The sequence below is a fragment of the Kushneria halocnemicola genome (assembly GCF_965650455.1).
Classification (GTDB): domain Bacteria; phylum Pseudomonadota; class Gammaproteobacteria; order Pseudomonadales; family Halomonadaceae; genus Kushneria.
Map to the genome: position 1 here is coordinate 1,067,126 of NZ_OZ287968.1, position 25,098 is coordinate 1,092,223.

The 25,098-nt window shown below is 59.7% G+C and carries 26 protein-coding genes, 1 tRNA gene and 1 riboswitch; of the genes, 8 read left to right on the top strand and 19 right to left on the bottom strand.

Annotation, left to right across the window (positions count from 1 at the left end):
- Window positions 1-7: 7 nt before the first annotated feature.
- The 4 genes from nudC to ACS92L_RS04820 are packed head-to-tail and all read right to left on the bottom strand — an operon-like array spanning window position 8 to window position 2,888.
- On the bottom strand, window positions 8-784 hold the full coding sequence (gene nudC / locus ACS92L_RS04805; protein WP_438767382.1) for an NAD(+) diphosphatase: 777 nt from the start codon (window positions 782-784) through the stop codon (window positions 8-10).
- Window position 785: 1 nt separating this feature from the next.
- Entirely contained in the window at window positions 786-1,520 is a 735-nt protein-coding gene (gene dnaQ, locus ACS92L_RS04810) for a DNA polymerase III subunit epsilon (protein WP_438767383.1), read from the bottom strand.
- A complete protein-coding gene (rnhA, locus tag ACS92L_RS04815; protein ID WP_438767384.1) occupies window positions 1,517-1,984 on the bottom strand; it encodes a ribonuclease HI in 468 nt (155 codons plus the stop codon). The genes dnaQ and rnhA overlap by 4 nt, the downstream gene beginning before the upstream one ends.
- A 34-nt stretch (window positions 1,985-2,018) precedes the next feature.
- Window positions 2,019-2,888: a methyltransferase domain-containing protein gene (locus ACS92L_RS04820; RefSeq protein WP_438767385.1), complete on the bottom strand. Its 870-nt coding sequence runs from the start codon at window positions 2,886-2,888 to the stop codon at window positions 2,019-2,021.
- A gap of 130 nt (window positions 2,889-3,018) precedes the next feature.
- Between ACS92L_RS04820 and gloB the strand changes: the two genes are divergently transcribed.
- The 5 genes from gloB to ACS92L_RS04845 are packed head-to-tail and all read left to right on the top strand — an operon-like array spanning window position 3,019 to window position 9,400.
- Window positions 3,019-3,786, top strand: coding sequence for a hydroxyacylglutathione hydrolase (gene gloB / locus ACS92L_RS04825; RefSeq protein WP_438767386.1), 768 nt, complete (start codon window positions 3,019-3,021; stop codon window positions 3,784-3,786).
- Window positions 3,787-3,801: 15 nt separating this feature from the next.
- Window positions 3,802-5,649 (top strand): extracellular solute-binding protein, encoded by a 1,848-nt coding sequence (locus ACS92L_RS04830; RefSeq protein WP_438767387.1) that lies wholly within the window; start codon window positions 3,802-3,804, stop codon window positions 5,647-5,649.
- A 5-nt stretch (window positions 5,650-5,654) separates the two neighbouring features.
- The gene (locus ACS92L_RS04835; RefSeq protein WP_438767388.1) at window positions 5,655-6,725 is read left to right on the top strand and encodes a microcin C ABC transporter permease YejB; all 1,071 of its coding nucleotides are present in this window, start codon (window positions 5,655-5,657) and stop codon (window positions 6,723-6,725) included.
- 51 nt (window positions 6,726-6,776) lie between these two features.
- Window positions 6,777-7,805, top strand: a complete 1,029-nt coding sequence (locus ACS92L_RS04840) for an ABC transporter permease (RefSeq protein WP_438768414.1) — start codon at window positions 6,777-6,779, stop codon at window positions 7,803-7,805.
- Entirely contained in the window at window positions 7,805-9,400 is a 1,596-nt protein-coding gene (locus ACS92L_RS04845) for an ABC transporter ATP-binding protein (RefSeq protein WP_438768416.1), read from the top strand. Before ACS92L_RS04840 ends, ACS92L_RS04845 begins: the two co-directional genes overlap by 1 nt.
- A gap of 278 nt (window positions 9,401-9,678) precedes the next feature.
- Here ACS92L_RS04845 and ACS92L_RS04850 read toward each other — a convergent pair whose 3' ends face one another.
- The 15 genes from ACS92L_RS04850 to cobT all read right to left on the bottom strand — a co-directional run bounded on the left by ACS92L_RS04850 (window position 9,679) and on the right by cobT (window position 20,538).
- On the bottom strand, window positions 9,679-10,461 hold the full coding sequence (locus ACS92L_RS04850; protein ID WP_438767389.1) for an amidohydrolase: 783 nt from the start codon (window positions 10,459-10,461) through the stop codon (window positions 9,679-9,681).
- A gap of 303 nt (window positions 10,462-10,764) precedes the next feature.
- Window positions 10,765-11,604, bottom strand: coding sequence for an alpha/beta fold hydrolase (locus ACS92L_RS04855; RefSeq protein ID WP_438767390.1), 840 nt, complete (start codon window positions 11,602-11,604; stop codon window positions 10,765-10,767).
- A gap of 488 nt (window positions 11,605-12,092) precedes the next feature.
- Window positions 12,093-12,449: a hypothetical protein gene (locus tag ACS92L_RS04860; protein ID WP_438767391.1), complete on the bottom strand. Its 357-nt coding sequence runs from the start codon at window positions 12,447-12,449 to the stop codon at window positions 12,093-12,095.
- 144 nt (window positions 12,450-12,593) lie between these two features.
- Window positions 12,594-12,734, bottom strand: a complete 141-nt coding sequence (locus ACS92L_RS04865; protein ID WP_438767392.1) for a hypothetical protein — start codon at window positions 12,732-12,734, stop codon at window positions 12,594-12,596.
- Between the two features lie 166 nt (window positions 12,735-12,900).
- Window positions 12,901-12,977: transfer RNA gene (locus ACS92L_RS04870), tRNA-Pro, on the bottom strand.
- 80 nt (window positions 12,978-13,057) lie between these two features.
- Window positions 13,058-13,720: a metallophosphoesterase gene (locus tag ACS92L_RS04875; RefSeq protein ID WP_438767393.1), complete on the bottom strand. Its 663-nt coding sequence runs from the start codon at window positions 13,718-13,720 to the stop codon at window positions 13,058-13,060.
- Between the two features lie 71 nt (window positions 13,721-13,791).
- Window positions 13,792-13,947 (bottom strand): YqaE/Pmp3 family membrane protein, encoded by a 156-nt coding sequence (locus ACS92L_RS04880; protein ID WP_438767394.1) that lies wholly within the window; start codon window positions 13,945-13,947, stop codon window positions 13,792-13,794.
- A gap of 50 nt (window positions 13,948-13,997) precedes the next feature.
- Window positions 13,998-14,522 (bottom strand): hypothetical protein, encoded by a 525-nt coding sequence (locus ACS92L_RS04885; protein ID WP_438767395.1) that lies wholly within the window; start codon window positions 14,520-14,522, stop codon window positions 13,998-14,000.
- A 301-nt stretch (window positions 14,523-14,823) separates the two neighbouring features.
- Complete coding sequence (gene bluB / locus ACS92L_RS04890) at window positions 14,824-15,468, bottom strand: 5,6-dimethylbenzimidazole synthase (RefSeq protein WP_438767396.1); 645 nt, start codon at window positions 15,466-15,468, stop codon at window positions 14,824-14,826.
- Window positions 15,465-16,571 carry a threonine-phosphate decarboxylase gene (locus tag ACS92L_RS04895; protein WP_438767397.1) on the bottom strand — a complete coding sequence of 369 codons (1,107 nt, stop codon included), beginning with the start codon at window positions 16,569-16,571 and terminating at the stop codon, window positions 15,465-15,467. Before ACS92L_RS04895 ends, bluB begins: the two co-directional genes overlap by 4 nt.
- Complete coding sequence (gene cbiB, locus ACS92L_RS04900) at window positions 16,568-17,512, bottom strand: adenosylcobinamide-phosphate synthase CbiB (protein WP_438767399.1); 945 nt, start codon at window positions 17,510-17,512, stop codon at window positions 16,568-16,570. Before cbiB ends, ACS92L_RS04895 begins: the two co-directional genes overlap by 4 nt.
- Before the next feature lie 48 nt (window positions 17,513-17,560).
- Window positions 17,561-18,217, bottom strand: a complete 657-nt coding sequence (locus ACS92L_RS04905; RefSeq protein ID WP_438767400.1) for a histidine phosphatase family protein — start codon at window positions 18,215-18,217, stop codon at window positions 17,561-17,563.
- Window positions 18,214-18,735 carry a bifunctional adenosylcobinamide kinase/adenosylcobinamide-phosphate guanylyltransferase gene (cobU, locus tag ACS92L_RS04910; protein WP_438767401.1) on the bottom strand — a complete coding sequence of 174 codons (522 nt, stop codon included), beginning with the start codon at window positions 18,733-18,735 and terminating at the stop codon, window positions 18,214-18,216. Before cobU ends, ACS92L_RS04905 begins: the two co-directional genes overlap by 4 nt.
- Window positions 18,728-19,510, bottom strand: a complete 783-nt coding sequence (cobS, locus tag ACS92L_RS04915; protein ID WP_438767403.1) for an adenosylcobinamide-GDP ribazoletransferase — start codon at window positions 19,508-19,510, stop codon at window positions 18,728-18,730. Before cobS ends, cobU begins: the two co-directional genes overlap by 8 nt.
- Entirely contained in the window at window positions 19,507-20,538 is a 1,032-nt protein-coding gene (cobT, locus tag ACS92L_RS04920) for a nicotinate-nucleotide--dimethylbenzimidazole phosphoribosyltransferase (protein WP_438767404.1), read from the bottom strand. The genes cobS and cobT overlap by 4 nt, the downstream gene beginning before the upstream one ends.
- Window positions 20,539-20,669: 131 nt before the next feature.
- Window positions 20,670-20,886, top strand: a riboswitch (cobalamin riboswitch).
- Window positions 20,887-21,083: 197 nt separating this feature from the next.
- Here cobT and ACS92L_RS04925 point away from each other — a divergent pair.
- The 3 genes from ACS92L_RS04925 (at window position 21,084) to ACS92L_RS04935 (ending at window position 25,041) form a co-directional block, all read left to right on the top strand.
- Window positions 21,084-23,039: an AAA family ATPase gene (locus tag ACS92L_RS04925; RefSeq protein ID WP_438767406.1), complete on the top strand. Its 1,956-nt coding sequence runs from the start codon at window positions 21,084-21,086 to the stop codon at window positions 23,037-23,039.
- A 71-nt stretch (window positions 23,040-23,110) separates the two neighbouring features.
- Window positions 23,111-23,677, top strand: coding sequence for a cob(I)yrinic acid a,c-diamide adenosyltransferase (gene cobO / locus ACS92L_RS04930; protein ID WP_438768418.1), 567 nt, complete (start codon window positions 23,111-23,113; stop codon window positions 23,675-23,677).
- On the top strand, window positions 23,677-25,041 hold the full coding sequence (locus ACS92L_RS04935) for a cobyrinate a,c-diamide synthase (protein ID WP_438767407.1): 1,365 nt from the start codon (window positions 23,677-23,679) through the stop codon (window positions 25,039-25,041). Before cobO ends, ACS92L_RS04935 begins: the two co-directional genes overlap by 1 nt.
- Window positions 25,042-25,098: the final 57 nt, after the last annotated feature.

Consider the following 25,098-nt stretch of genomic DNA (forward strand, 5'->3'; position numbering starts at 1 on the left):
TGAGCATTTACTCCCGAGCGGCGCTGCCTCTGAGAAAGTTTTCAATCAAGGCGCTTGAAATGGAATACGACGGCGGCAAACCCGGCAATTGATCGGCAGTAAACCAGTCGGCGGCCTCGATTTCGATGCCGTCGATGTGGATGTCCCGGCTGGCGGCCTCGGCGTAAAACCCCATCATGAAGGAGTGCGGCATTGGCCATGACTGGCTTTTGAAGTAGCTGACCCGCCCGACCTGCACGCCTACTTCCTCAAAGACCTCACGGCGCACGGCCTCTTCTGCCGACTCGCCGGGCTCGATAAAACCGGCCAGCGTGCTAAAGCGCCCGGTGGGAAAGCGCGGACTTCGCGCCAGCAACAGCTGATCACGCCAGGTCACCAGCGTAATGATACAAGGTGAAATCCGGGGGTAGCTTCGAAAGCTGCAGGCAGGACACGCCATCATGAACTCGCCGGGGCGCCGGCGCATGCGTTTGCCGCAGCGACCACAGAAACGATGATCCTGCGACCAGCGCACGATCTGAAGCGCCGTGGAGAGCAGCCCGAAGGACTGTTCGGGCAGCGCGCCCAGCCAGTGACGCGCCGGCAGCCATTGCTCCTCGCCGGGCTCGGACAGCACGGCCACCGGCACATCGTTCCAGTAGCCGATGGCGATGGCACCATCCGGCCAGCGGGCACGAGACTGCAGAATGCCGCCCTGCCCGTTGTCGGCAATGCCATGCTCGCCGATACGAATCAGATGACCTTCGCGGCAGTCTGCAAGCGTTCGAATATCGCGTGTCAGCACCTCAAGCTCCCAGTTCGTCCCACAGACACACGCCCTTTTCCCGCAGCTTCGCCAGCTTTTGCTGATGGGCCTGGGCTTCTTCATCGCTGGCGGCAATCACGCGCAGCGGCGCCCGGTCGGCGGCCAGCCGGCGAATGGCAAAGCCGGTATGGCCGCTGTTGCTGCTGTCGCTTTCCTGCTCGGCCCCAAGCGTCAGAGCGGTCTGTCCACCGGTCATGGCCAGATAGACATCGGCCAGAATCTCGGAGTCCAGCAAAGCCCCGTGCAGTTCGCGACGGCCGTTGTCGATATCGTAGCGCTTGCACAGGGCATCCAGGCTGTTGCGCTGCCCTGGATGGCGATCACGCGCCATCTTCAGCGTGTCGAGAATGCTGCACTTTGATGCCAGCGGCCCCAGCGCCTCGTTGCCGCGCGCCCGGTTGACCATGGCAAATTCGTGATCGATAAAGCCCACGTCGAAGGGGGCGTTATGGATGACCAGTTCGGCGCCCTGCACGAACGCCCAGAATTCGTGGGCGATATCGGCAAACACCGGCTCATTGGCCACACGTGCATCCGTGATGCCATGGACTTCGATGGCTTCCGGGTCAATGGCGCGTTCGGGATTGATATACTGATGGTAGTGCCGCCCGGTCAGGCGACGGTTGATCACCTCGACCCCTCCGATTTCGATCAGGCGATGCCCGTCCCTGACTTCGATACCTGTGGTTTCCGTATCAAGAACGATCTGTCTCATGACGTTGTCTCGCGGCTTTTGAGTTCATCCATGGCGTTATTGGCCAGCTGGTCGGCCAGTTCGTTGCCTTCATGTCCGGCATGGCCCTTGAGCCAGTGCCATTCAATCTCGTGTCGACGGGACTCTTCCAGCAGCATCTTCCACAGCTCGGCGTTTTTGACCGGCGCTTTCGATGCGGTTTTCCAGTCCTTTTTGACCCAGTTATGAATCCACTGGGTGATACCCTGACGAACATACTGCGAATCGGTCCAGAGCTCGATGCGACAGGGGCGGGTCAGGGCTCGCAGAGCAGAAATGGCAGCCATCAGCTCCATGCGATTGTTGGTGGTGTGTGCCTCACTGCCCTTCAGACACTTTTCATGAGGGCCGCTGCGCAGCACCGCACCCCATCCGCCCGGCCCGGGGTTGCCCCGACACCCACCGTCAGTATGGATAATGACATGGGGACGTACTTCATCGCTCACTGTGCGCCTCGTGGTATCCGGTATCAGAGTTCCATTATGCCATGACACCCGGGGCCGCTGCCGGTCTGCGTTTTCTTGTCCCGATGTTATCTGCCGCGCCATCGCCCTGGACTCGAGGCCCGGCAGGCGGTAGCGCATCGTGCGCCGGACCGGGCGAACGTTTTTGTGACAGACAGGCCAGTGCCGAGGCCTTGCTGCCCAGCATGGCAGCGGGATCAAAGCGCTTTTTCAATGGAATCATGCGACACATCTGACGTTTGGCACTGATGATCCATGCCCGCCCCAGCGGTAGATTGTGGCGCCGACCCCAGCGCTCCATGAGAAGCCAGTCCGGGGTGTTTTCAAAGGGCACAAACCCGCAGTAATCGATCCGTTCGATATTGAAATCGATAAATCCCAGCCAGTCGCGAAGCCGCTTTGGGGTCAGCCAGCGGCTACGCTGATAGAAATCATCGTGGCAGCGCTTGAGCCGTGCCGGACCTGCAATGCCCAGCGGGTGCCAGCCGATCAGTATCAAACGGCCGCTGTCGCTGGTCACCCGTGCAGCTTCACGCAGCACATGTGTGGGTTGAGGCGCGACTTCCAGAAGGTGGTGAACCAGTACCAGCTCCAGCGCCTCATCGGCCAGTGGCAGAGCATCCGGGCGGCAGATCAGTGTCGAGGGATGGTCGGCCAGGTCCCGCTGCGGGGCCCAGCCAATGCGGTGACGAATGCTGTCGTGAGCCAGCAGTGATGGTGCGACGCCGAGCTCAAGGGCGTGCTGCACGCCGGATCTTGCCAGCAGCTGATGCAGGCAGTGCGTCTCTGCCTGCCACTGTCGCCTGCCATGGGCGGTCTGCCAGTAACGCTGTCCGGCAAGGAACTGTTCGCTGAACGTTGCCTGGTCTGCGTGGTGATTTGACATGCAGGGCCCCTGATCGCATGGTTATCGCGTTTAATGACCACCCCGGTTCTCGAGGCTGGCGGTTACCCGAAACATTCGCGGCATCGGGCACATTGCGCCCTTTTTTCAACCTACTTTTTCGAGGATTGTCATGTTGACCGTCAAACCACTGCCGGCGTTCCAGGATAATTACATCTGGGTGATGCAACAGGACAACACGGGCAGCGTTGTCGTGGTCGACCCGGGGGAAGCCCAGCCGGTTATCGACTATCTGGAGCGCACGGGTGCGGGCCTGGAAGCCATTTTGATCACCCACCATCACCAGGACCACACCGGTGGGCTGGGCGAGCTCAAAACGCGCTACGCCCCGCGCGTGATCGGGCCGGACAATCCAGCCATTGCCGGTATCGATGAGGTCGTTGGCGAAGGCGATCGTTTTCGGCTGATGGGGCGTCATTTTGACGTCATGGCCACCCCCGGCCACACCCTGGATCACATCTCCTTTCTCTCCAGCGGCACGCCGTCTCTGCTTTTTTGCGCCGACACCCTTTTCTGCGGCGGTTGCGGGCGCCTTTTCGAAGGCACGCCCGAACAGATGCATCAGGCGCTGACGCGCTTTGCCGAGCTCGATGATGACACGCTGGTCTTTGGTGCACATGAATATACGCTGTCCAACCTGACGTTTGCCCGTGCCGCCGAGCCGGACAACAGCGCCCGGGACAGCCTGCTCGAGGAGTGCCAAAAGGCACGTGAGCTCGACCGGCCCACTCTGCCCAGCACCATCGGACGTGAGCGATTGATCAACCCGTTCATGCGCGTCCATCTGGAGAGTGTACAGCGCGGCGCTGCCGAACAGGGAGAGGCGCATGATGCCCTGTCCACCTTTGCCACTCTGCGCGCCTGGAAGGATCGGTTTTGAACACGGATGCCTGACATGACAGAAAGGCTTCGCCGGCGTGGTCTTCCATGGGCAGGTCTCATACTGGCGCTGATGACCCAGGGGCTACAGGCGGCCCCCGTCAGTGAGGTGCCAACCGTACATGGTATTTCGCTATACGATACGCCGGCCCTGCCCGACGATTTCAAGCATTTCCCCTGGGTCAATGTGGACGCGCCCAAAGGCGGCGATATGGTGCGTGCCGCTCAGGGCAGCTTTGACTCGCTCAATCCCTTTATCGTGCGTGGCGACCCGGCCAGCGGGCTGACGCCCTTTGGCGGTCTGCCTTTCGATACTCTGATGGTGGAAAGCCCCGACGAGCCCTTTACTCTCTACGGGCTGCTGGCAGCAGGTATTCGACTGGATCCGGATCGACACTGGATGGAGATCGACCTGGACTCCCGGGCGCATTTTCACGACGGCAGCCCGGTCACCGCCGAAGATGTCGTGGTTTCCTTTGAGGCCCTGACAACGCAGGGGTCACCCATGTATCGGGCCTACTACGCGGATGTCACCGATGTTGAAGTGCTGTCACCGTTTACCGTGCGCTTTGAGTTCAGCGCGAACAACTCGCGTGAGCTGCCTTTGATTCTGGGGCAGCTGCCGGTGCTGTCGGCAGAAGAGATTCGCGGTCGTGACATGACACGCCCCACGCTTGATCCCCTGATGGGCTCCGGCCCCTATCGCATCGCCGACGTTCGGCCCGGCCAGCGCATTGTCTATCAGCGTGATGACAGCTACTGGGCGCGCGACCTGCCGGTCAACAAGGGGCGTTACAACATCGATCGCCTGATCTTTGACTACTACCGCGACCCGGGCGTTGCACAGACGGCCTTTCGTGCCGGGCAGGTCGATTTTCGTGTCGAGAATATCGCCCGCAACTGGGTGACCGGCTATGACTTCCCTGCCGCTCGTCAGGGGCTGATCGAGCGCGTTGAAATCGAGGATCACAATCCAGCGCCCATGCAGGGCTTTGTGATGAATCTGCGTCGGGACACTTTCAAGGATCGCCGTGTTCGCCGAGCGCTGGGGCTGGCATTTAATTTCGACTGGCTCAATCGCAACCTTTTTTACGGTCTCTACGCTCGTACACAGGGATTTTTTGACCACTCCACCATGGAGGCCACGGGGTTGCCGAGCGACGGTGAGCGCGCGCTTCTTGCGCCGTGGCGCGATCAGTTGCCCGAAGCGGTCTTCAATTCGCCCCTGCCCGTTGAGTCACCGCAGACGCTGCGCCCCCGATTGAAAGAAGCACTGCATCTGCTGCGTGAGGCCGGCTATGAGGTACGCGATAACCGCATGGTCGATCGAAACACGGGGCAGCCGCTGCGATTTGAGTTGCTGCTGCGCGATGCAAGTCTTGAGCGCATGGCGCTGCCCATGGTGCGCAATCTGGCCCGGCTGGGAATTGAGGTCAATCTTCGCACCGTCGATCCGAGTCAGTATCTGGTTCGCCTGCGCCAGTTTGATTTCGACATGACCACCACCGTCATTGCCCAAAGCAACAACCCCGGCAATGAGCAGCGCGAGTACTGGGGCAGTGAGTATGCCGATCAGCCGCAGAGTCGCAATCTCATGGGGATCGAAAACCCGGCGATCGACGATCTCATCGATCATATTATCCGGGCCGACTCGCGCAAGGCGCTGGAGTCGGCGGCCTCGGCGCTGGACCGTGTCCTGCGCTGGGAGTTTTATGTGATTCCTCAGTATCACTCGCCGGTGACCCGACTGGCCTACTGGAAGAAATTTGCCATGCCTGACCAAAGCCCCGAGTACGGTCTGGATCTCGATAGCTGGTGGGTCGACACACAAAGCGCCCATCAGATTGAATCACGACAGGAGTAGCGCTCATGGCACGGTATATCGTGATGCGCGTCCTGCTGATGGTGCCGACTCTGCTGGCGGTACTGCTGCTCAACTTCATCATCGTACAGGCCGCGCCCGGCGGACCTGTCGAGCAGATGCTGTCACGTATCGAGGGCATGAGTTCCGGCGCCGCTCTCGGGGGTGGCAGCGATGGCGTCGTTTCCAGCGGTGATGCCACGCGCGGAACACGCGGCATTGATCCGGCCTTTATCGAGGAGCTCAATACGCAGTTCGGCTTCGACAAGCCCCTGTGGCAGCGTTTCGCCATCATGGTGGGCAACTATGCGCGCCTGGATTTTGGCGAGAGTTTCTTTCGCGGCCAGCCGGTGACGGACCTGATTGTTGATCGACTGCCGGTTTCCATCTCACTGGGGCTCTGGAGCACGTTGCTGGTCTATCTCATCGCCGTACCGCTGGGGATTGTCAAGGCGGTGCGTCAGGGCAGTCGATTCGATCTGTGGAGCTCGGCACTGGTCATCGCGGGCTACGCCATCCCGGGCTTTTTGTTTGCGCTGCTTTTGATTGTGGTGTTTGCCGGCGGAAGCTATCTCAACTGGTTTCCACTGCGCGGGCTGACCTCGCCTGATTTTGACCAGCTCTCCTGGTGGGGGAAGATCATCGACTACTTCTGGCATATCGCCCTGCCGGTCACGGCACTGACCATCGGCAGCTTCGCGACGCTCGCCTTTTTGACCCGCAACAGCTTTCTCGAAGAGATCCACAAGCAGTATGTGATGACCGCCCGTGCCAAGGGAGCCTCAGAGCGACGCCAGCTCTACGGCCATGTGTTTCGCAACGCCATGCTGATCGTGATTGCCGGCCTGCCTTCTGCGCTGGTGGGTATCTTCTTTACCGGCGCGCTTTTGATCGAGGTGCTTTTCTCGCTCGATGGGCTCGGTATGCTTGGGTATGAGGCGGTATTGCAGCGCGACTATCCGGTCATCTTTGGCACACTGTTTCTTTTTACGCTGATCGGTCTGGTGCTCAAACTGATTTCCGATCTGACCTATGTGGCCATCGATCCGCGTATCGATTTCGAGCGACGGGAGAGCTAGCGCTTGTCCATCAACCCTTCCCTCCCTGTCGGAGGCCGTCTCTCTCCCATCATGCAGCGCCGGCTCGCTGTCTTTCGCGGCAACCGGCGCGCCATGGTGGCAAGCGTCGTGTTTCTGGCACTTTTGGTGATAACGCTGCCGGCCGAGCTGATTGCCAACGACACACCGCTGGTGGTGCGTTTCGACGGTCAATGGTACTGGCCACTGCTGGTGGACTATCCCGAAACCGTGTTCGGCGGCTTTTTGCCCACCACGGCGCTTTACAGCGATCCGACCGTTTTATCGTTGATTCGTGAACAGGGATGGCTGATTCAGCCGCCTATCCCTTTTTCGTGGCAGAGCATCGACATGACGCTCGATACGCCGGCTCCGGCACCGCCGAGTGCAGCTCACTGGCTGGGCACCGATGATCAGGGACGCGATGTGCTGGCCCGCGTCATCTATGGTTTTCGACTCTCGGTGCTGTTTGCAGGGCTGGTGACACTGGGGTCGGTGCTTATCGGCGTCGTGGTAGGCGCGGTACAGGGGTATGTCGGCGGCCGGGTGGATCTGGTCGGCCAGCGCGTGATCGAGCTGTGGTCCGGCCTGCCGATGCTCTTTATCCTGATCATTCTTTCAAGCCTGGTGGTGCCCAGCGTCTGGTGGCTGGCGCTGATCATGATCGCCTTTTCATGGCTGGGGCTGGTCGATATCGTGCGGGCCGAGTTTTTACGGGCGCGTAACCTTGACTATGTTCGCGCCGCCCGAGCGATGGGGCTACCGGCCCGACTCATCATGTGGCGCCACGTGCTGCCCAATGCCATGGTTTCAACGCTCACCTTTCTGCCGTTTATCTTTACCGGCGCCATCACCACGCTGACGGCGCTGGATTTTCTGGGCTTTGGCCTGCCGCCGGGGTCGCCATCACTGGGCGAGCTGGTAGCGCAGGGCAAGAACAATCTGCAGGCGCCCTGGCTGGGTATCACGGCCTTCATGACGCTGGCCATTCTTTTGTCGCTGCTGGTCTTTATCGGAGAAGGCCTGCGTGACGCCTTTGACCCGCGCCACGCGGTGCAGCCCGTGATCGGGAGTGCGACGTGATGGAGCCGTTCGAAAAAACCGTTTTCTCGCTGGAAAAGCTGCATGTTTTTGCAAATGATACGCCTTTGGTGCACGGCGTCAGTCTCGCGGTCACAGCCGGTGAAACGCTGGCGCTGGTGGGCGAGTCCGGTTCCGGCAAGACCATGACCGCGATGGCGGCGCTGGATCTTGTCCCGCCGGGGATTCGCGTTGAAGGTGGCCGATGGCTGGGAGAAACCCGACTTGACGCCCTCTCCCGCCACGAATGGAAAGCACTCCATGGCGAGCGAGTCGGCGTGGTGTTTCAGGAACCCATGAGTGCTCTAAATCCGCTACACCGTATCGGACGTCAGATCGCTGAGGCCATTACCCTGCATCAATCGCTGCGCGGTAATGCCCTTCGCGCCCGGGTCATTGAGCTGATGCAACAGGTACGCCTGCCCCGCCCCGAGCAGTTGATCAATGCCTGGCCTCACGAACTTTCCGGTGGGCAGCGCCAGCGCGTGGTCATTGCCATGGCAATGGCCAATCGCCCCGAGCTGCTGGTGGCCGATGAGCCAACGACCGCACTTGATGTGACCGTGGCGCGCGAGATTTTATTGCTGCTGCGGGAGCTGGCGGACTCGATGGGGATGGCGATGCTGTTGATTACCCACGATCTCAACCTGGTGCGGCGCTGGGCCGATCGGGTCTGCGTGATGCATCGGGGGCGTGTGCAGGAAACCGGCATGACCCGGGAAGTACTGTCGCGCCCGACCAGCATTTACACCCAGTCCCTGATCGAGGCCGAGCCGGACGGCCAGCCCTGTCCCATTGCCGAACAGGCGCCCGAGGTTCTGTCGGCAACTGGCCTGTCGGTGGCCTTTCAAGGGGCTAAAAGACTACTGGCACCGCGTCCGGCCCCTTTTGTTGCCCTGAAACCGATGTTCATGGCCCTGCGCCAGGGCGAGACGCTCGGGATTGTCGGCGAATCCGGCTCCGGCAAGAGTACGCTGGCGCAGGCCCTGCTGCGTCTGGTGGGCTCGACCGGCGAGATATGGCTGGGCAATACTCGCCTCGACGCTCTGGGCAGCCGCGCGCTGCGCCTTGAGCGTCGTCACATGCAGATCGTGTTTCAGGACCCTTTCGGTGCCCTGTCGCCGCGCATGACCATCGAGGAAATCGTCAGCGAAGGCTTGCGTTTTCATTGTCCCGAGCTGGATCGCAGAGCACTGCGCGAGCAGGTCATCGAGACGCTATCTTCTGTCGGGCTGGCAACGGATGTGCTGACGCGCTATCCGCACGAATTTTCCGGCGGTCAACGCGCGCGGATTGCACTGGCGCGGGCGCTGATTCTACACCCCCGCATTCTGGTGCTTGATGAACCCACCTCTTCGCTGGATCGCACCGTGCAGAGCCAGTTGATTGAACTGTTGCGCACGCTTCAGCGCGAACGTCAGCTCAGCTATCTTTTCATCAGCCATGATCTGGCAGTGGTCAGGGCGATGGCTCATCGCCTGATGGTGCTCAAGGATGGCGAAATCGTCGAGCAGGGCGATACCCGGGAAGTGATTGATCAGCCACGTCATGCCTATACCCGTGGGCTCATCGAGGCAGCGTTTGATCCATCGATGTGACCGGAATCTGCGCTGAAGCGTTCAGGGTCGTTCAGGGTCGTTCAGGGTCGTTCAGGGTCGTTCAGGGTCGTTCAGGGTCTAAAGTCTGCGCGGATCCAGCTCGTTTTCCGGCAGAAATGAGATGTCTGAAACCCTGAGATTTGCGCATGTACGTGATCAAGATACATGTCAAAGGATTGGACGCTCGGACGCCGTCTGTCTGAATTACTGCTCTCCAGTCTCAAAAAGGCCCCGGGCTACGCTGCCCGGGGCCTTTTCGATAATACACACGCGACTGACTAGACGTGCAGCGTGAAACGATCGGCATCGCGATGGGTCGGGTACTGTTCACGAAAGTCTTCAAGGCTTTGCTTGCCAATGACACCGGTGCGTACAAACGCGCGACCCGGCGCTTCGTCAATGAGTGCATCGCCGCGATAGTCGATCAGCATCGAATCGCCGGTGTAGTTCAGATCGTTGGCATCGTCACCTACGCGATTGACGCCGATCACATAGCTCAAATTTTCGATCGCACGGGCCTGGAGCAGCGTTCGCCACTGCAGTCGTCTTGCCGAAGGCCAGTTGGCCACACAGATCATGACATCGTATTCACAGTCCACGTTGCGTAACCACACGGGAAAGCGCAGGTCGTAGCAGATTGTCAGCAGGACCCTGAAGCCGTTGATTTCGACAATAGGGCGCTCGGTGCCCATTGCATAGTGTTCATCTTCATTGGCCATGCGAAAAAGATGGCGCTTGTCGTAGGTCACCATGGTGCCATCCGGGCGCGCCCAGACCATGCGGTTGAAATAGTGGTCTCCTTCGGCAACCGCAACGCTGCCGGTAACCACCGCATTGTGTGACTGTGCAACCCGCTGCATCCACGCAATGGCTTTGCTTTGCGCCATGGGCTCGGCCATGCGCTCCGGAGCCATGCTAAAGCCGGTGGAGAACATTTCCGGCAAAACGATCAGATCGCTGGTCGTAACATCCTGAAGCCACTCATCAAGAAGCTGGCAGTTGGTATCGATATCTTCCCAGCGCAGATCGGCCTGCACCAGTGTGGTTCTCAGTTCACTCATGATTGATGATCCATTACCTGCAAGCGTTTAGGGGGCAAGCTCAACACGGGCTTTCTTGTACGTCCTCTGTGTGATGACACGTCAGTATCACATTCCTGTCATCTTGATCCGCCATGGTGATCGTGCCGGGAAAGAGAACAACATGGTGCAGGGAAGCGCATGGACAGGGAGTCCAATGGCAACAGGATGTTGACTGGGCTCAGCACGGCTTCCGGTAACAGCAACACGTGTCATGCCTGACGGCCAGCGTATCTGCTGGCCGAATTTTTTCATGGGGAGGCCACGGTGGCCTCCCCTTTTGCATTAACGCCCCTGCTCAAGAAAATCGATCAGAAGCCGGTTGAGCTCCTGAGCATGAGTGAAGTTCAGCCCGTGCGGGCCATCCTTGACGATTTCCAGCCGCGCGTTTTTGATCATGTCAGCCGAGCGCTGGCCGCTGGCAGCCAGCGGGACGATCTGGTCATCATCACCATGGATAACGAGCGTCGGCACATCGAATTTTTCCAGATCCTGTCGAAAATCCGTGAAACCGAATGCCTTGATGCACTCCTGCGTGGCTCGAGGCGAGGCAAAATTGGCAATGCTCTGATTGTAGGCCAGCAGTTCATCGGAGAGCGTGGGCGCCCGGCCCTCATGGTTGACGAACAGCTTGCCGAATCCGCCCAGAAAGCCGGGACGGTCCTGTTTTACGTTGGCCAGCATGTCATCAAAAATGGATTGATCCACACCTTCCGGATTGTTATCGGTCTTGAGCATATAAGGCGGTACGGCACCCACCAGAACAGCGCCACGAATGCGCTTGCTGCCATGGCGTCCGAGATAGCGGGCGACTTCGCCACCGCCCATTGAAAAACCGACCAGTGTGGCATCATCGATATCAAGATGTTCCAGAAGACCTGCCAGATCGTCGGCGAGCGTGTCGTAGTCATACCCATGCCACGGCTTTTCGGACTCGCCAAAACCGCGACGGTCATAGGCGATGCAGCGATATCCTGCCTCGGTCAGGGCATTGATCTGGTACTCCCACATGCGGTGGCTCAACGGCCAGCCGTGGATCAGCACCACTGTCGGCCCCTGCCCGCAATCCTGATAGTAGAGATCGATGGCATTGTTGTTGCTGTCGACGATATTGGCATAAGCCATGAATCAGTCTCCCTTGTCCGGTGAGTAACGCGTCACAGTCTCCAAGGTAGCTCAGGGGGGCCATGCCTGCATGGCTCGGACAGGCCGATAATGTGTCGTGGTTCCAGCCATAAAAAGCCGCCTTTCCAGAGGAAAGGCGGCGAAAGGACCTGATGATGAGGAGAGAATTCATTTCAGCACCTGACATACCGAAATGAACCAGACGCCGTGGCGTCTGAGAAACACTCTGGACGATCCTGAAAAGGAAATCAATGCAAAGGAGAATAATTTTTATTTGAGACGGTATGCCATCTACTTTGTCGTGACCAAAAAAAACCGCCTCAGAGAGGCGGTGTGAGGTTTGGACAGCCAGCCGTTTAGTCAGGGTAAGCCGGCTGTCACTGCTCCTCATCAAGCAGTAATTTGATGTAACCAGTATAACGCACTTTTTATGGGGCTTTTATGTAAATATGACAATAAGCCTCATTGGCAAAGTTAAACCCATAGCGTTATCCTTTTTGGCCATCACAGGGATACCATTTATTGCGCTGATCGATGATTTCCCGTGGATAGCCGGTCATCTGGATGGAGGGCTGATTCATGGCTTCGGCACGCAGGATATTTACGTGCATGTTTTCAGGTGAGTCGACAGAAACCACCTTGCCGATCATTAGAAAATTGCCCCAGGTTCTGTCGCTGTAGGGCTGACATACGTTCATTCCATCGTATCCGACCAGCGCCAGTGGCGGCGGTGCTACCGCAGCGCTTTCCGGCCTGTCCGAAGAAAAAAGGGAACAACCTGACAGTGCGCCGATGGCTATCGTGATGCCCAACCATCGTGTAGCGCTTTTCAATTGACGAGCCACGCCTTTCTCCTGAGCCTGCAATGACCAAAGATTAAAAATTCTTAAGCGCCAAAAGAGGTTATTGGTCGCGCGGCTCAGCATAACCGCCACAATGCGGCCTTGTCCCTACTATTTTTGAGGCGTTTTCAGACATCCAGGCCGGTGCTAGGACGTGCGTTTGCGCCAGATGTCCCATGCCACGCCGCAGGCGATGCCAAGCATGATGCAAAGCGCCATGCTCTGGCTGGGAAACCAGGCCACCAGACCCACCACCGTGCCGACCACCATTCCGGGAAGGCTTTTCATCGTTTGTCTCCTGAATCGGTCAACTCATGTCCCATTCAAGCAAAAGCCGGCTTTCAGGGCACGAAAGTCCTGCTGTAAAAGGGAAAATTCATGGGGGTGTTGCCGGAAACGGGCACGAAAAAGCCGCTTCGGTGATTAACCGTAAGCGGCTTTTTCATAAAGCTTTTGGTCGGGGCGACAGGATTCGAACCTGCGACCTCCACAACCCCATTGTGGCGCGCTACCAAGCTGCGCTACGCCCCGACACTGCTCTCGATATCGGCGAGAACGGTGCGTATCCTACATCACTGTTATGCAAAAGGAAAGAGGTTGTTTGCGAACATTCAGGGATTTATGTGCCCTTTCATCATGGCAGCGACATCCTCGAGCCGCTCCAGACAGACCCGACCGCTGAAAAACGAGCCAAGATCTATATAGCGTACGTTGCCAAGCGTTCTGGGCTCGGGCACCGGCGTATGCCCTACCACAACGGCATCGATACCGGCCACGACATCCTGATTGCCGGACTCGATTCGCTGGCGTGACCAGAGCAGCGTTTCACGCGAGGTCCTGCGAATGTCGGCCCAGTCCTTTGGAGGTTCGGCGTGCACGATGCCTACCACGCCATGGCTGGTTTCGACCTCAAACGCCAGTGGCATTTTCATCATGGCCTCGGCCAGACGGTTCCTCAGCACCACTTTGTCATGGTGTTGTGACCACTCTCCCCCATTGCTCAACCATTGGCCCCAGTGATTATCAAAGAGCGCGTTGCGAGCCATCATTTCGTGATTGCCGGTAACTGCAAAACACCAGGCGTTATGCACCAATTCAAGACACTTGAGAGAGTCCGGGCCGCGATCGATCAGATCTCCTACGCAGAAAAGGCGATCGCTGGCCGGATCAAATTCGATCCGGGTCAGCTCATGCTCGAGTAATGCGTAATGCCCGTGCAGATCGCCAACGACGTAGTCATGACCGCTGACATTACGCTCGAATCGCTTGAGCATTCATGGACTCCGATAATTGTTGGGCAAGACACGCATCATAAACGAAATGCGAACCCATTTTGACACCGTTGTCAGATGACAACGATCAAGGCGTGAATGATACCCGGAACATAGCCCATGAGCGTCAGCAGCAGGTTCAGCCAGAGTGCATCGCCGGCGCCAACGGCCAGATAAACTGCCAGGGGCGGCAGTAAAAAGGAGAGAACGATCAGGGAGACAGGATCCATGGGAGAGATCTCGATGGCAGGGCCCGCAAGGGCCCTGCCATGACGTCAGCTTACCAGCTGATGGCGCTTTGAACCTGCCCGGGCGTCAGGACATGACGAGCATACTGCTGTCCCTGAACAGAGTCGGCATCATACGGATTTTGCGTATTGATATAGGCGACCAGAACCTGGTTATTTTTGGTAGCGATGACATGGGGCGGTGTCGTACCACTGCGATCCTTTGCCTGGCGCTGCATCTGTTCCCATTCCTGCTGCGGGTAGGCCGCCAGGGCCAGCAACGGCTCAGGCTCGCTGTTGCGTTCAAAATTCTTGTAATAAAAGACCGACATGTTCTGCGCATCGATATTCTTGCCATTCCACTCGAACGTATCGCGCTGAACAATGCTGTTCTGCCAGTTTTGGGGATAGGTGAAGGTGTAGCCCACGGTCGTGTTCCGATAGCCCTGTTCGGACTGCTGAATCACGCTATCGATGTTGGGGTCCTCCTGCCTCGGCTCGGAGCTTGAACAACCCGCCACGGCAAACATGGCGCCTGCGATGGCCAGCGTAGTGGCCCCTTTTTTAATCAATGTCATCCAGCATCCTCCTTGAGTCGATAAGTCCTGCACAAATCAATATAGTCCATATCATGATTTAACAAATATTCTAATGACGATTGACCAACTTGGACGCGGATCTGATGCTTGATAGCACCTTCTTGTCAGTGGATTAATAACGATATCTTGTCCGCCTGATACTCAGGCTGCGGACGTCAAATGGCCGGTCTGCACGATGGCGGTGACGACAAAACGTTCAAAGAGGCGAGATCCCAGCGAGTGAAATCATTGCAGGCAATTCAGCTGCGTTCTCGCGATGCAAAGATGCATTTTTAAAAAGCTATTCAGGCCAGCCGTCAATACTGATCAGATCGGCCAGTGTCCGGCGCTTGTCCCAGCCCTTTTGTTCCAGCATGGGGGCGCTGTAGAAGGCCTCGACATGTCCCATGCACAGAATGGCAATGGGCCATGCCCCTTCGGGGGCACCGATCAGCGATTTCAATGCCTCGGGATCGAAAAGGGACACCCAGCCAACGCCGATGCCTTCGGCCCGGCCGGCCAGCCAGAGGTTTTGAATGGCGCAGCTGGCCGAGGCGAGATCCATTTCATTGAGCGTTCGCCGCCCGAAAACGTACTGTTCGCGTGCGTCGCAAAGGGCCACCACCCAAAGCTCCGGACATTCGCGAATGCCTTCAACCTTGAGTTCCAGAAACGCCTGACCATGTTCATCAAGCGCCTGCGCCGTCGCCTGACGCTCATCATCCACGAGCCGGGCCATGGCCTCGCGTAGTGACGGGTCGCGGATGCAGACAAAACGCCATGGCTGCATATAGCCCACGCTGGGTGCGTCATGCGCGGCCTCGAGCATTCGCCGTATCACATCCGGGTCGATCGGATCGGGCAGAAAGTGGCGCATGTCCCGACGCTCACGAATAACCCGGTAGATGGCTTCCTTTTCAGTCCTGCTGTAGGCATGACGGGTCATGACCGCTTCTCCATAACACGGCCGGCCGCTGACATGGCCTGCTCCAGATGCCGCGTTGTTTGTATCCTTTCATCATGAAGTCCAAAGCGCAGGATGGCGCACTGTTCGTCCACGACCCACAGGCGCGTCAGCACGGCCTGCTGCGACAGCGCTTCATGCCACTGCCGGGCACGAGCCAGCGTCATGTCGAAGCCGTTGAAGAGTGCGCTCTGGCGTCGGCGCGTGATATCGCCATGAGCGCCGAGTCGTTTTTCAAGCCATTGGCCCTGCTGCTGGCTGGCACGCTGCAGCTTTGCTCTCATGACCTTCTGCCAGTGGTGGTCTGACAGGGCTTCCATACCGGCCAGCTGCGCCGGTGATGTCACCCGCCAGGGTCCCTGCATCGATGACAGCCGCTGCAGAGTCTCTGACTGACTTGCCCCCACAACGGCGCCCAGGCGTAGCCCGGCCAGACCGAAAAACTTGCCAAACGAGCGCAGCACAATGATGTTGTCGGCGATATCCGGCAGAAGACTCTTCTCAGGGGTCGCATCTGCAAAGGCCTCATCAACGATCAGTACCGTCCCCTTCTCTTTCAGTGCACCGGCCAGTTGGCGCAGAGTGCGGGGTGGCACATGTTGCCCACCCGGATTGTTGGGGTTGACGACTATCACGGCTCGAAGCGTGTTTGCACTGAAGATGTGCTGCATTGCTTTATCGGGCCGGTCTGCATCGTAAAAAAGCGTTTGATGACCCGCCTGCTGCCAGCGCCACTCATGTTCGCGATAGCCAGTATCGGGCAGTGCCACGCTTCCCGAAGCAAAGCATTGTGGCAGTGCTTCGATGGCCCATTGGGAGCCGGGAATATTCAAAAGCGTCAGCGGCCGTTTAGAGTCGGGTGTGGCTGACTTGCCAAGATAGTAACGAACGGCGGCGGCGTGCAGGCCCTGATCGTGATCCGGCAGTGCCTGACAGGACCTCGCATCGATGGGTGCCATCGGATAGGGCCAAGGGTTGATACCGGTGGAAAGATCCAGCCAATTACAGCGTTCGATGCCATGACGACGGCTGGCCTCCGTCAGTTTGCCGCCGTGCTTCGTCAGAGAAATCGATGTGTCAGTCATGGCAGAACCCACGCGATAACAAAAAGCGCTGCCAGCCATATCAGCAGTGCATTGCGGAGAAGTGTACAAACCCGCCGTATATCGTGGATGGAAGCAGGCCGACCGGTGCCCAGCACCGGGCTTTCAACGGATTTGCCATGATAGATACCACCCCCGCCGAGCTGCACGCCCAGCGCGCCTGCGCCGGCTGCCATGACGGGGCCAGCGTTGGGGCTTTTCCAGTGGCTGCCCTGCTCTCGCCAGCACCGCAGTGCCGTACGACAGGTATTTTTTGAGGCCTGCCAGTGCCAGCCGGCCAATGCATAGGAAAGCGCCGTCAATCGGGCCGGTATCCAGTTCATGGCGTCATCCACGCGCGCGGCAACGCGGCCAAAATAAAGATAGCGCTCGCTGCGATACCCCCACATGGCATCGAGCGTATTAACCACTCGATAAAGCACAACCCCCGGAATACCGGCGACGGCAAACCAGAAAATCGCGGCAAAGAGCGCATCGCTGCCGTTTTCGAGCACCGACTCACAAGTCGCTCGCGATATCTCGGAAGTATCGAGCTGATGGGTATCCCGACTGACCAGCATCGCGACCTGTTGACGAGCGCTGACAATATCACCCGCTGCCATAGGCCGATGAACGCGTTCGGCATGTTCGATCAGACTCTTTCGACCGATGGCCAGATAAAATACAAAAACCGCCAGTAGGCCGTGCCAGATGCCATTGAACAAACGGTCTACGTACAGTGTGATCACCATAATGGGTATGATGACCGCGCTCCAGCCGGCGAAACCAGCGAGTAGCGCCATGGATTCTTTTTGCTTTATGCGATAAATCCCTTTTTCGACGGTTGATATCCACCAACCCAGTCCGATAAGTGGGTGAAATCGCCGAGGTTCCCCCATAGCTTGATCAACAATTAATGCAGCGATGATAATTATCAACCACATGAAAGATAACGGTATAAATTGATTGTATTGCTACTTAAACCCACTGCTTTACGCTCCCAGGTAGCACAACTGTTCAAACTGCTCATCGCTTTGGCGGTTGATGTCTACTCGCAGTCGGGCCAGGCCCGCATAAGGCAGGGATAGACGATGAAGATAGGCACCCCGCCGAGTCGATATACCAAGGCGCATAGCGATCCAGCTCTTGATAACGCCGGCATGGCCGCAGACCAGCAAACGAACCGGTGCGCCCGTCACGTCCTTTTGTGTCTCCGCCAGCGCCATGCCGGTGGCAACAATACGCTGCCACCCCTGCTCGATACGCTCCAGAAAGGCGTCGAGCGTCTCCCCGCCGGGTGGCGGAAATGCCTGAGGATCCGCCCAGAAATTTTCCAGTGCCGGCCGGGTGTGCTGTAGAAGCTGATCCGTGGCCACTCCATCCCAATCGCCAAAATTCATCTCCATGGTCTCGGCGACGGTGTGCAGTGGCACTTCCCTGTTACGAGCCAGAGACGCGGCCACATGCTGACAGCGAATCAGCGGCGAGCTGATAATCGCATGAGGATGCGGCAACCGCCCTGCCGCCGCCAGCATATCGATTCTTCCCTGAGCACTCAGCGCTACATCAGTATGCCCCCGCAGGCATTGCTGTGGCCCTTCACAGGCGCCATGACGCAGACAATCAATTATCAGGGTCTGAAACGTCATGCTCTGTCGCCCTTGAGACACTGCGACAGCCCGGCGACCACCCACCAGACCCGCTGACAGTGTCCCGCCAGCGTCTGATGAAGCCATCCAGCCTCATCCACGAAGCGTCGCGACAGCGCATTCATGGGCACAACGCCCTGCCCCACCTCATTGCTGACCATGATCACACGCCCGGGAGCGCTATCGAGAGCCTCCAGCAGCCGGGCACGCTCTTGTAGAAACCGCTTTTCGCCGTCGAGCAGGATATTGGTCAGCCAGAGGGTCAGGCAGTCCACCAATAGCAGACGACCATGCCCGGCATGACAGGCAATGGCGTCGCCAAGAGCAAGAGGGGCTTCTACCAGCGCCCAGTGCCCCGGCCTTCTTGCCCGATGGGCCTCGATGCGCGAGCGCATTTCGCTGTCATCATGAATCTGTGCTGTCGCGATATAGGTCACCTCGCACGCACTCTGTGCGGCCAGCGCCTCGCCGTGGGCGCTCTTGCCGCTGCGAGCGCCGCCAAGAATCAGCTCATGCATGCATTACCACCAGCGTCAGATATAACAGCATTTCGGTGATCTGCTGTACGGCGCCCAGCGCATCGCCCGTGACGCCGCCAAGCCGGTTATTCAACCAGCGATACAGAATTCGCCCCGATAGCGCCGTCACCAAAATCAATACGATCCCCGATGACACACCGGCAGCCAGCACCGTTACGAGGATGGCCACTCCGACCAGCCAGCCACGATCGCTGCCGCGCTGATGACCGGTCAGCGTCTTCACCTTGCTGTTGCCGTCGGCTCGCAGGTAAGGCATCGCCCCCATCATGAAGGCCGCAAGAGCGCGGCTCAGGCTGTGAGCGGTGATCAATGCAACCATCACCAGCCCGACGCTTTGCTGTGCCAGTGCACTCAACAACAGCCAGCGCCCGACCAGACTCACGATCAGCGCCAGCACGCCATAGCTGCCGACCCGACTGTCCTTCATGATGGCAAGCCGCTGCGCTACATCCTGCCCGCCGCCCAGGCCATCCATGCAATCCGCCAGCCCGTCCTCGTGCAACGCGCCGGTCAGCCAGAGCGACAGCCCAAGGACCACGAATACCGCAACGGAGGCGGGCAGAACATGTTCGATGCCCCAGTACATCAGCGCGAGCCCCAGTCCGATCAGCGCACCGACCAACGAAAACCAGCGATGACAGCGTCCCAGCGCCTCTGGCGTAACGTCACCACGAATGCGCACCGGCAGGCGCGTCAGAAAACTCACTGCCAGACAGCCCCATTGCCACTGGCGTGTCAGGCTCTTATGGCTCATAACGTCACGCCGGCCTCCTCCAGCGAAGCCATCTCATGATAAAAGGCCAGCGCCGAACGCAGCAGCGGCAGCGCCAGCGCCGCACCGGAGCCCTCCCCAAGACGCAGTCCCATGTGTAAAAGCGCCACCGCCTCAAGCTGATCCAGCAATGGTTTGTGACCACGCTCATCACCGCAGTGCGAAAAGATCAGATAGCCGCGCGCCTCAGGGGCAATCCGACAGGCACACAGCGCCGCCACGGTCGTGATGAAACCATCTACCAGAATCACCATGCCCTTTTCGGCCGCGGCCAGAACCGCCCCCACCATGGTCACGATTTCAAATCCGCCCAGCGCGGCCAGCGTTGACTTCGGGTCATGCAGCGCCTGCGCATGGCGCTGAAGCCCCAGCTGCACGATGTCCTGCTTGCGCTTCATGATAAGCGGTGTCACTCCGCTGCCGGCGCCAATACACATTTCAAAGGGTAAATGGGTCAACGCAGCCATCAGTGCGCTGGCACTGGTCGTGTTGCCGATGCCCATCTCTCCCAGTGCGATCAGATTGCATCCGTCGGCATGAAGCTCTTCGACCAACCGACGGCTGTTGTCAAAGCCTGCCTCGAGCTGCTCGGGCGTCATGGCAGGTTCACGATGAAAGGGCGCCGTCATGTTGCCCAGTCGGTGGCTGACAAGCTGCGGATGGGGGTCATGTGCCGTAAGCGTGCCGCAGTCGATCACCTTCAACGCCATGTCTGCCTGACGACAGAACACATTGATGGAGGCATCACCCTTGAGAAAGTGATGCACCATCAGTTGCGTGGCCGAGGATTCGACGATGGATACCCCCTCGGCAGCCACACCATGATCACCGGCAAAAAGCAGCATGACCGGCGATTCAATGGTGGTTTGTGAAGCCCCCAGAATGCGCACCAGTGACGCGGCCGTGGTTTCCAGCGTGCCCAGTGCCCCCGGCGGCTTCAGCCGGCTATCAAGATGCGCCTGAATACTGGCGTCGCTGGCATCGTCAATCGGTGAAATATTAAAGGTCATGACATTGACTCGGGTAAACATGGACAGACGCTACCAGGCACCCGGCAGCGGAACAACGATAACGTACGACAGCGGGATCAAAAGGCCCGGGCGCCGCGCGGTGCCGGACTTGACTCCATCATTGCCCCGGCCCACGATGAGCAGCGCTCGGGTGCCCGTGTTTGTGCACGGGATAATCGGGAAAGTGATGCAAGTTCACTGCTGTCCCCGCAACGGTAATCGAGTGGTTTGAAGCAGACGCCTCTGGCGTGACCACTGACCCTTATGGTCGGGAAGGTGCTTCAACCCGGCAGGATACATGTCCGCCAGCTCGTCAGCCCGGAGACCGGCCCGGCGATAATACAGGGTGGTGATGCTCACGGCATCATCAGTAATGACTGCCGCGCGTACGGGTCGATACGCAGGAGCTCACAATTGACGTACTTTTTTATCAGGTGGCCGTCCCTGCCGACAGCCGCTGCGGTCACTGACGCCGCCACTCATCGTCCAGCAGCGCCGCGTTGTCATGTGACACTGCCACGCCCTGCTACTTTTGCGGAGGTGGCATGACCCACGCCACACGTTCTCTGTTTCCCTTCGCGGCCGTTACCGGCCATGAACGCCTCAAGCTTGCGCTGATTCTGGCCGCACTGGACCCGCGTCTGGGTGGCGTGCTCGTCAGCGGTCCGCGCGGTACGGCCAAATCCACACTGGCACGCAGCCTTGCCGAGCTGCTGCCCTTTTCCCGCTCGTCACTGATCACACTGCCGCTGGGCGCCGACGAAGCCCAGCTGACCGGCACGCTGGATCTTGGGCGGGCCCTGGGCGATGGTGAAGTCGCCTTCCAGCCCGGGCTGCTCGCACGCGCTCATGAAGGCGTGCTCTATATCGACGAGGTCAACCTGCTGCCCGATGCGCTGGTCGACCTGCTACTCGATGTGGCCGCCAGCGGCATCAACCATGTCGAGCGCGACGGCATCAGCCATCAGCATCCGGCGGACTTTTTGCTGATCGGCACCATGAATCCCGATGAAGGCGAGCTGCGAGCACAGCTGCTGGACCGCTTTGGCCTGGCCGTACTGGACCATCCTGCCCCGGATATCGAACAACGCCTGCAGATTGTCGAGCGCCGGCTGGCCTTCGATCATGACCCGGAGGCCTTTCTGGCGGCCTGGCAGGACGAGCAGGCGCAGCTGTGCAAGCGACTGTCTGCCGCCCGTCAGCAGCTTACCACCGTCACCCTGTCATCGGCGCTGGCGCGCGTCATTGCCACACGCTGTGTCGAGGCCGGCGTGGAAGGCGTTCGCGCCGATCTGGCCTGGCGGCGTGGCGCGCTCGCCCACGCCGCCTGGCAGGGGCGTAACACGGTCACACTCGAGGATATCGAGACGCTGGCACCGCTGGTCATGGCGCATCGAGCGCCCCAATGGGCCGCGACACAGTCTTCCGAGGGGGGCAATACCGGTAACAGTGGCAACAGTGACCACCACGAGGACGAAACACCCGACCCGGACGGTGCCTCTTCACAAGGCGAACCCGCTTGCGGGTATCAGGGGCGTCGTACGCCACCCGATGCGCCGAGCCGACCTGATCTTACCTCGAGTCGCGATGCCTCGGCCCCCCGAACCGATGCTACTGCGCCACCGTCATCCTCTTCCGACAACAGCGAGCCTCAGGCGTCTGACGAGAATCGTGGTGACAAACGCGACGGCGACTGGGGCAGTCTGGCATCTCGTCAGGGCTCACCTGCCCTGAAGGCTGTCGGCGAACAGTCCATCCAGCTCCCGCCTATCAAACGTCCAGCGCGCATTAACCAGCCGAAGGGACAAACCCGGGGGCGTCACGCCATTGGTCGAGCGCGCATCGACTGGCCCGGCAGCTTGCGCAGAGCGATCATCGCTCATAGGCGGCCAGCAATCGATTCATCGAGTCTGATCCGGCGCCGTGAGCGACGACGCCCTGACAGGCTCACCTGCATTGTGCTGGATATTTCCGGCTCCAGCCTGAGCCGTCAGGGTGGACAGCAGCGCGCGCGTCAGCTTGAAAGGGCCATGGCACTGGTCGAGCGACTCGCCGCTGGCGCCTATCTGGCACGCGAGCAGCTGATGCTGTTGACACTGGGCGGCGACGGTATCACCGAAGTCATGTCACCGCGACGGCCCCCGCGTACGATCGTTTCCCTGCTGGAACAGATCACCCCGGGTGGCGGCACGCCCCTGCGACACGGCCTTGATGACACCCGCCAGCGCCTGTCGCGACTCACACGTCAGATACCGGGTCTGACCATCAGTCTCTGGATACTCACCGATGCCCGCAGTCGCGACGATCTGGATATCGCGGCGTTCGCCTGCGACACCCATCTCGTGGACTGCGAGCCTGAAGGGGAAACGCTGGGCCGGGCGCGGGAACTGGCCACCACGCTTGGCGCCGCCTGCCATGCCCTGAGCGATCTGACCGACAGCACCCCGGCCCCGACATCCCCCCGCCCCCATACGACGACAGCGCCCGGGAGAACACCGTGAGTCCGCACCGCAGTGATGACAACCATAGTGACGACAATACTGACCAGGACACCAGCCGCTATCAGCAGCGCATGGCGACCAAAAAGCGCATCGTCGATGAGCGTATTGCCAATGCCGATCAGGAACGCGGTGTTTTGATCGTGCTCAAGGGCAACGGCAAGGGCAAAAGCAGCTCGGCCTTTGGCACCATGGCCCGCGCCATGGGCCACGGACAGCGCTGCGCGGTGATCCAGTTCATCAAGGGGCGGCGCGCCACCGGCGAGTACCTTTTTTTCAACGAACACCCGCAGGTCGACTTTCACGTCATGGGCCACGGCTTCAGCTGGGAAGTACGCGACCCCGAACGAGAGCGTCAGGCAGCGCAGGAGGCCTGGGCGCTGGCCGAAAGACTGCTCATGGATGCGCAGTACGACTTTCTGCTCTTTGATGAACTCTCCTACATGATCAAGTACGGCTATCTCGATGCCGAACAGGTTGCCCGGGCCCTCCAGGCGCGCCCGACGCATCAAAACGTCATGATTACCGGACGCACCATGGCGCGTGAGGTGCAGGAGATCGCCGATACCATCAGTGTGATTCACGACGAGCGCCACGCCTTCCGGCTCGGCGTCAAGGCGCAGGCGGGGATCGAATACTAATGCAGACCACCGCATACTGCCCGGCCCTTTTTCTCTCTGCCATGGCCTCAGGTCAGGGCAAGACCACAGTGACTGCGGCGCTGGCACGCTACCACAGCCGCCAGGGTCGCCGAGTCGTGGTCTTCAAGACAGGACCCGACTATCTGGACCCGCAGATACTGGCACTGGCCTCGGGCGCGTCGGTGGAACCGCTGGATCTGTGGATGGCCGGTGACACCTTCTGCCGTGAACAGCTGTACCGCGCCGCCCGTAAGGCCGACCTGATTCTGATCGAAGGCGCCATGGGGTTGTATGACGGCACGCCATCGAGTGCCGATCTGGCAGTGGCGTTTGATATTCCGGTGGCCTGCGTCATCAATGCCCGCGGCATGGCGCAGACCGTGGCGGCCATCGGTCTGGGGCTGGCCCGCTACCGCCCGGAGATGCGCTTTCACGGTCTGGTCGCCAACGCCCTGGGCAGCGAGCGACACCGCCAACTGATCGAAGACAGCCTGCCCAACGATGTCCAGCTACTGGCCGCCATGCCCCGAGAGGCGCGACTTGCCCTGCCTTCACGCCATCTGGGGCTGATCCAGCCCGGCGAGGCGGAAGATCCTGACAGCCTGTCCCTTGATGCTCGACTCGATGCTGCCGCCGATCTGCTCGAAGGCCAGGCCCTGACCGAGCTGCCCCCGGCGGTAGCGTTCGAACCTCAGGCGATCGACACGCCGCCTCGCGCGCTGGCCGGCAAGCGTATCGGTGTCGCAAGGGATGCAGCGTTCAGCTTTATCTACGCCGCCAACACCCGACTACTGGAAGCCATGGGGGCCGAGCTGTGCTGGTTTTCGCCTCTGTCAGACACAAGCCTGCCGGAGGCCCTCGATGCTCTGTGGCTGCCGGGCGGCTATCCGGAACTGCACGCCGCGGCGCTGGGCGCCAATCACGCCATGTGCGAGGCCATTCGACACCTTGATGCACGCGATCTGCCCATTCTCGCCGAGTGCGGCGGCATGCTCTATCTGCAGCAGACCCTGACCGACCAGGACGGCATCTGCCACCCCATGGCCGGCGTGCTGCCCGGTCACGGCGAGATGCGCACCAAACGCGGCTGTCAGGGCATGCAGAGCGCCCCTCTGCCGGAGGGCGAGATTCGCGGCCATGCGCATCATCACTCCCGAAGCCACGACACGCTGGAACCGATTGCGTATGGCCGTCGTGCCAGCCACCCGGCACCAGGCGAGGCAATCTTTCGCCGCGGTCGACTGACCGCCAGCTATCTGCACCTGTTCTTCCCCTCCAATCCTGCCGCCGTGGCCATGCTGCTGAGCGGGGAAGCAATACCAACGCCATCGGCCCATGTTGAGCGGTATCAGCATGCCGAATGAGCCCGAACGGGGCCCGATTGCCCTCGGTGTGGGCTGTCGGAGTGATTGTCCGCCGGA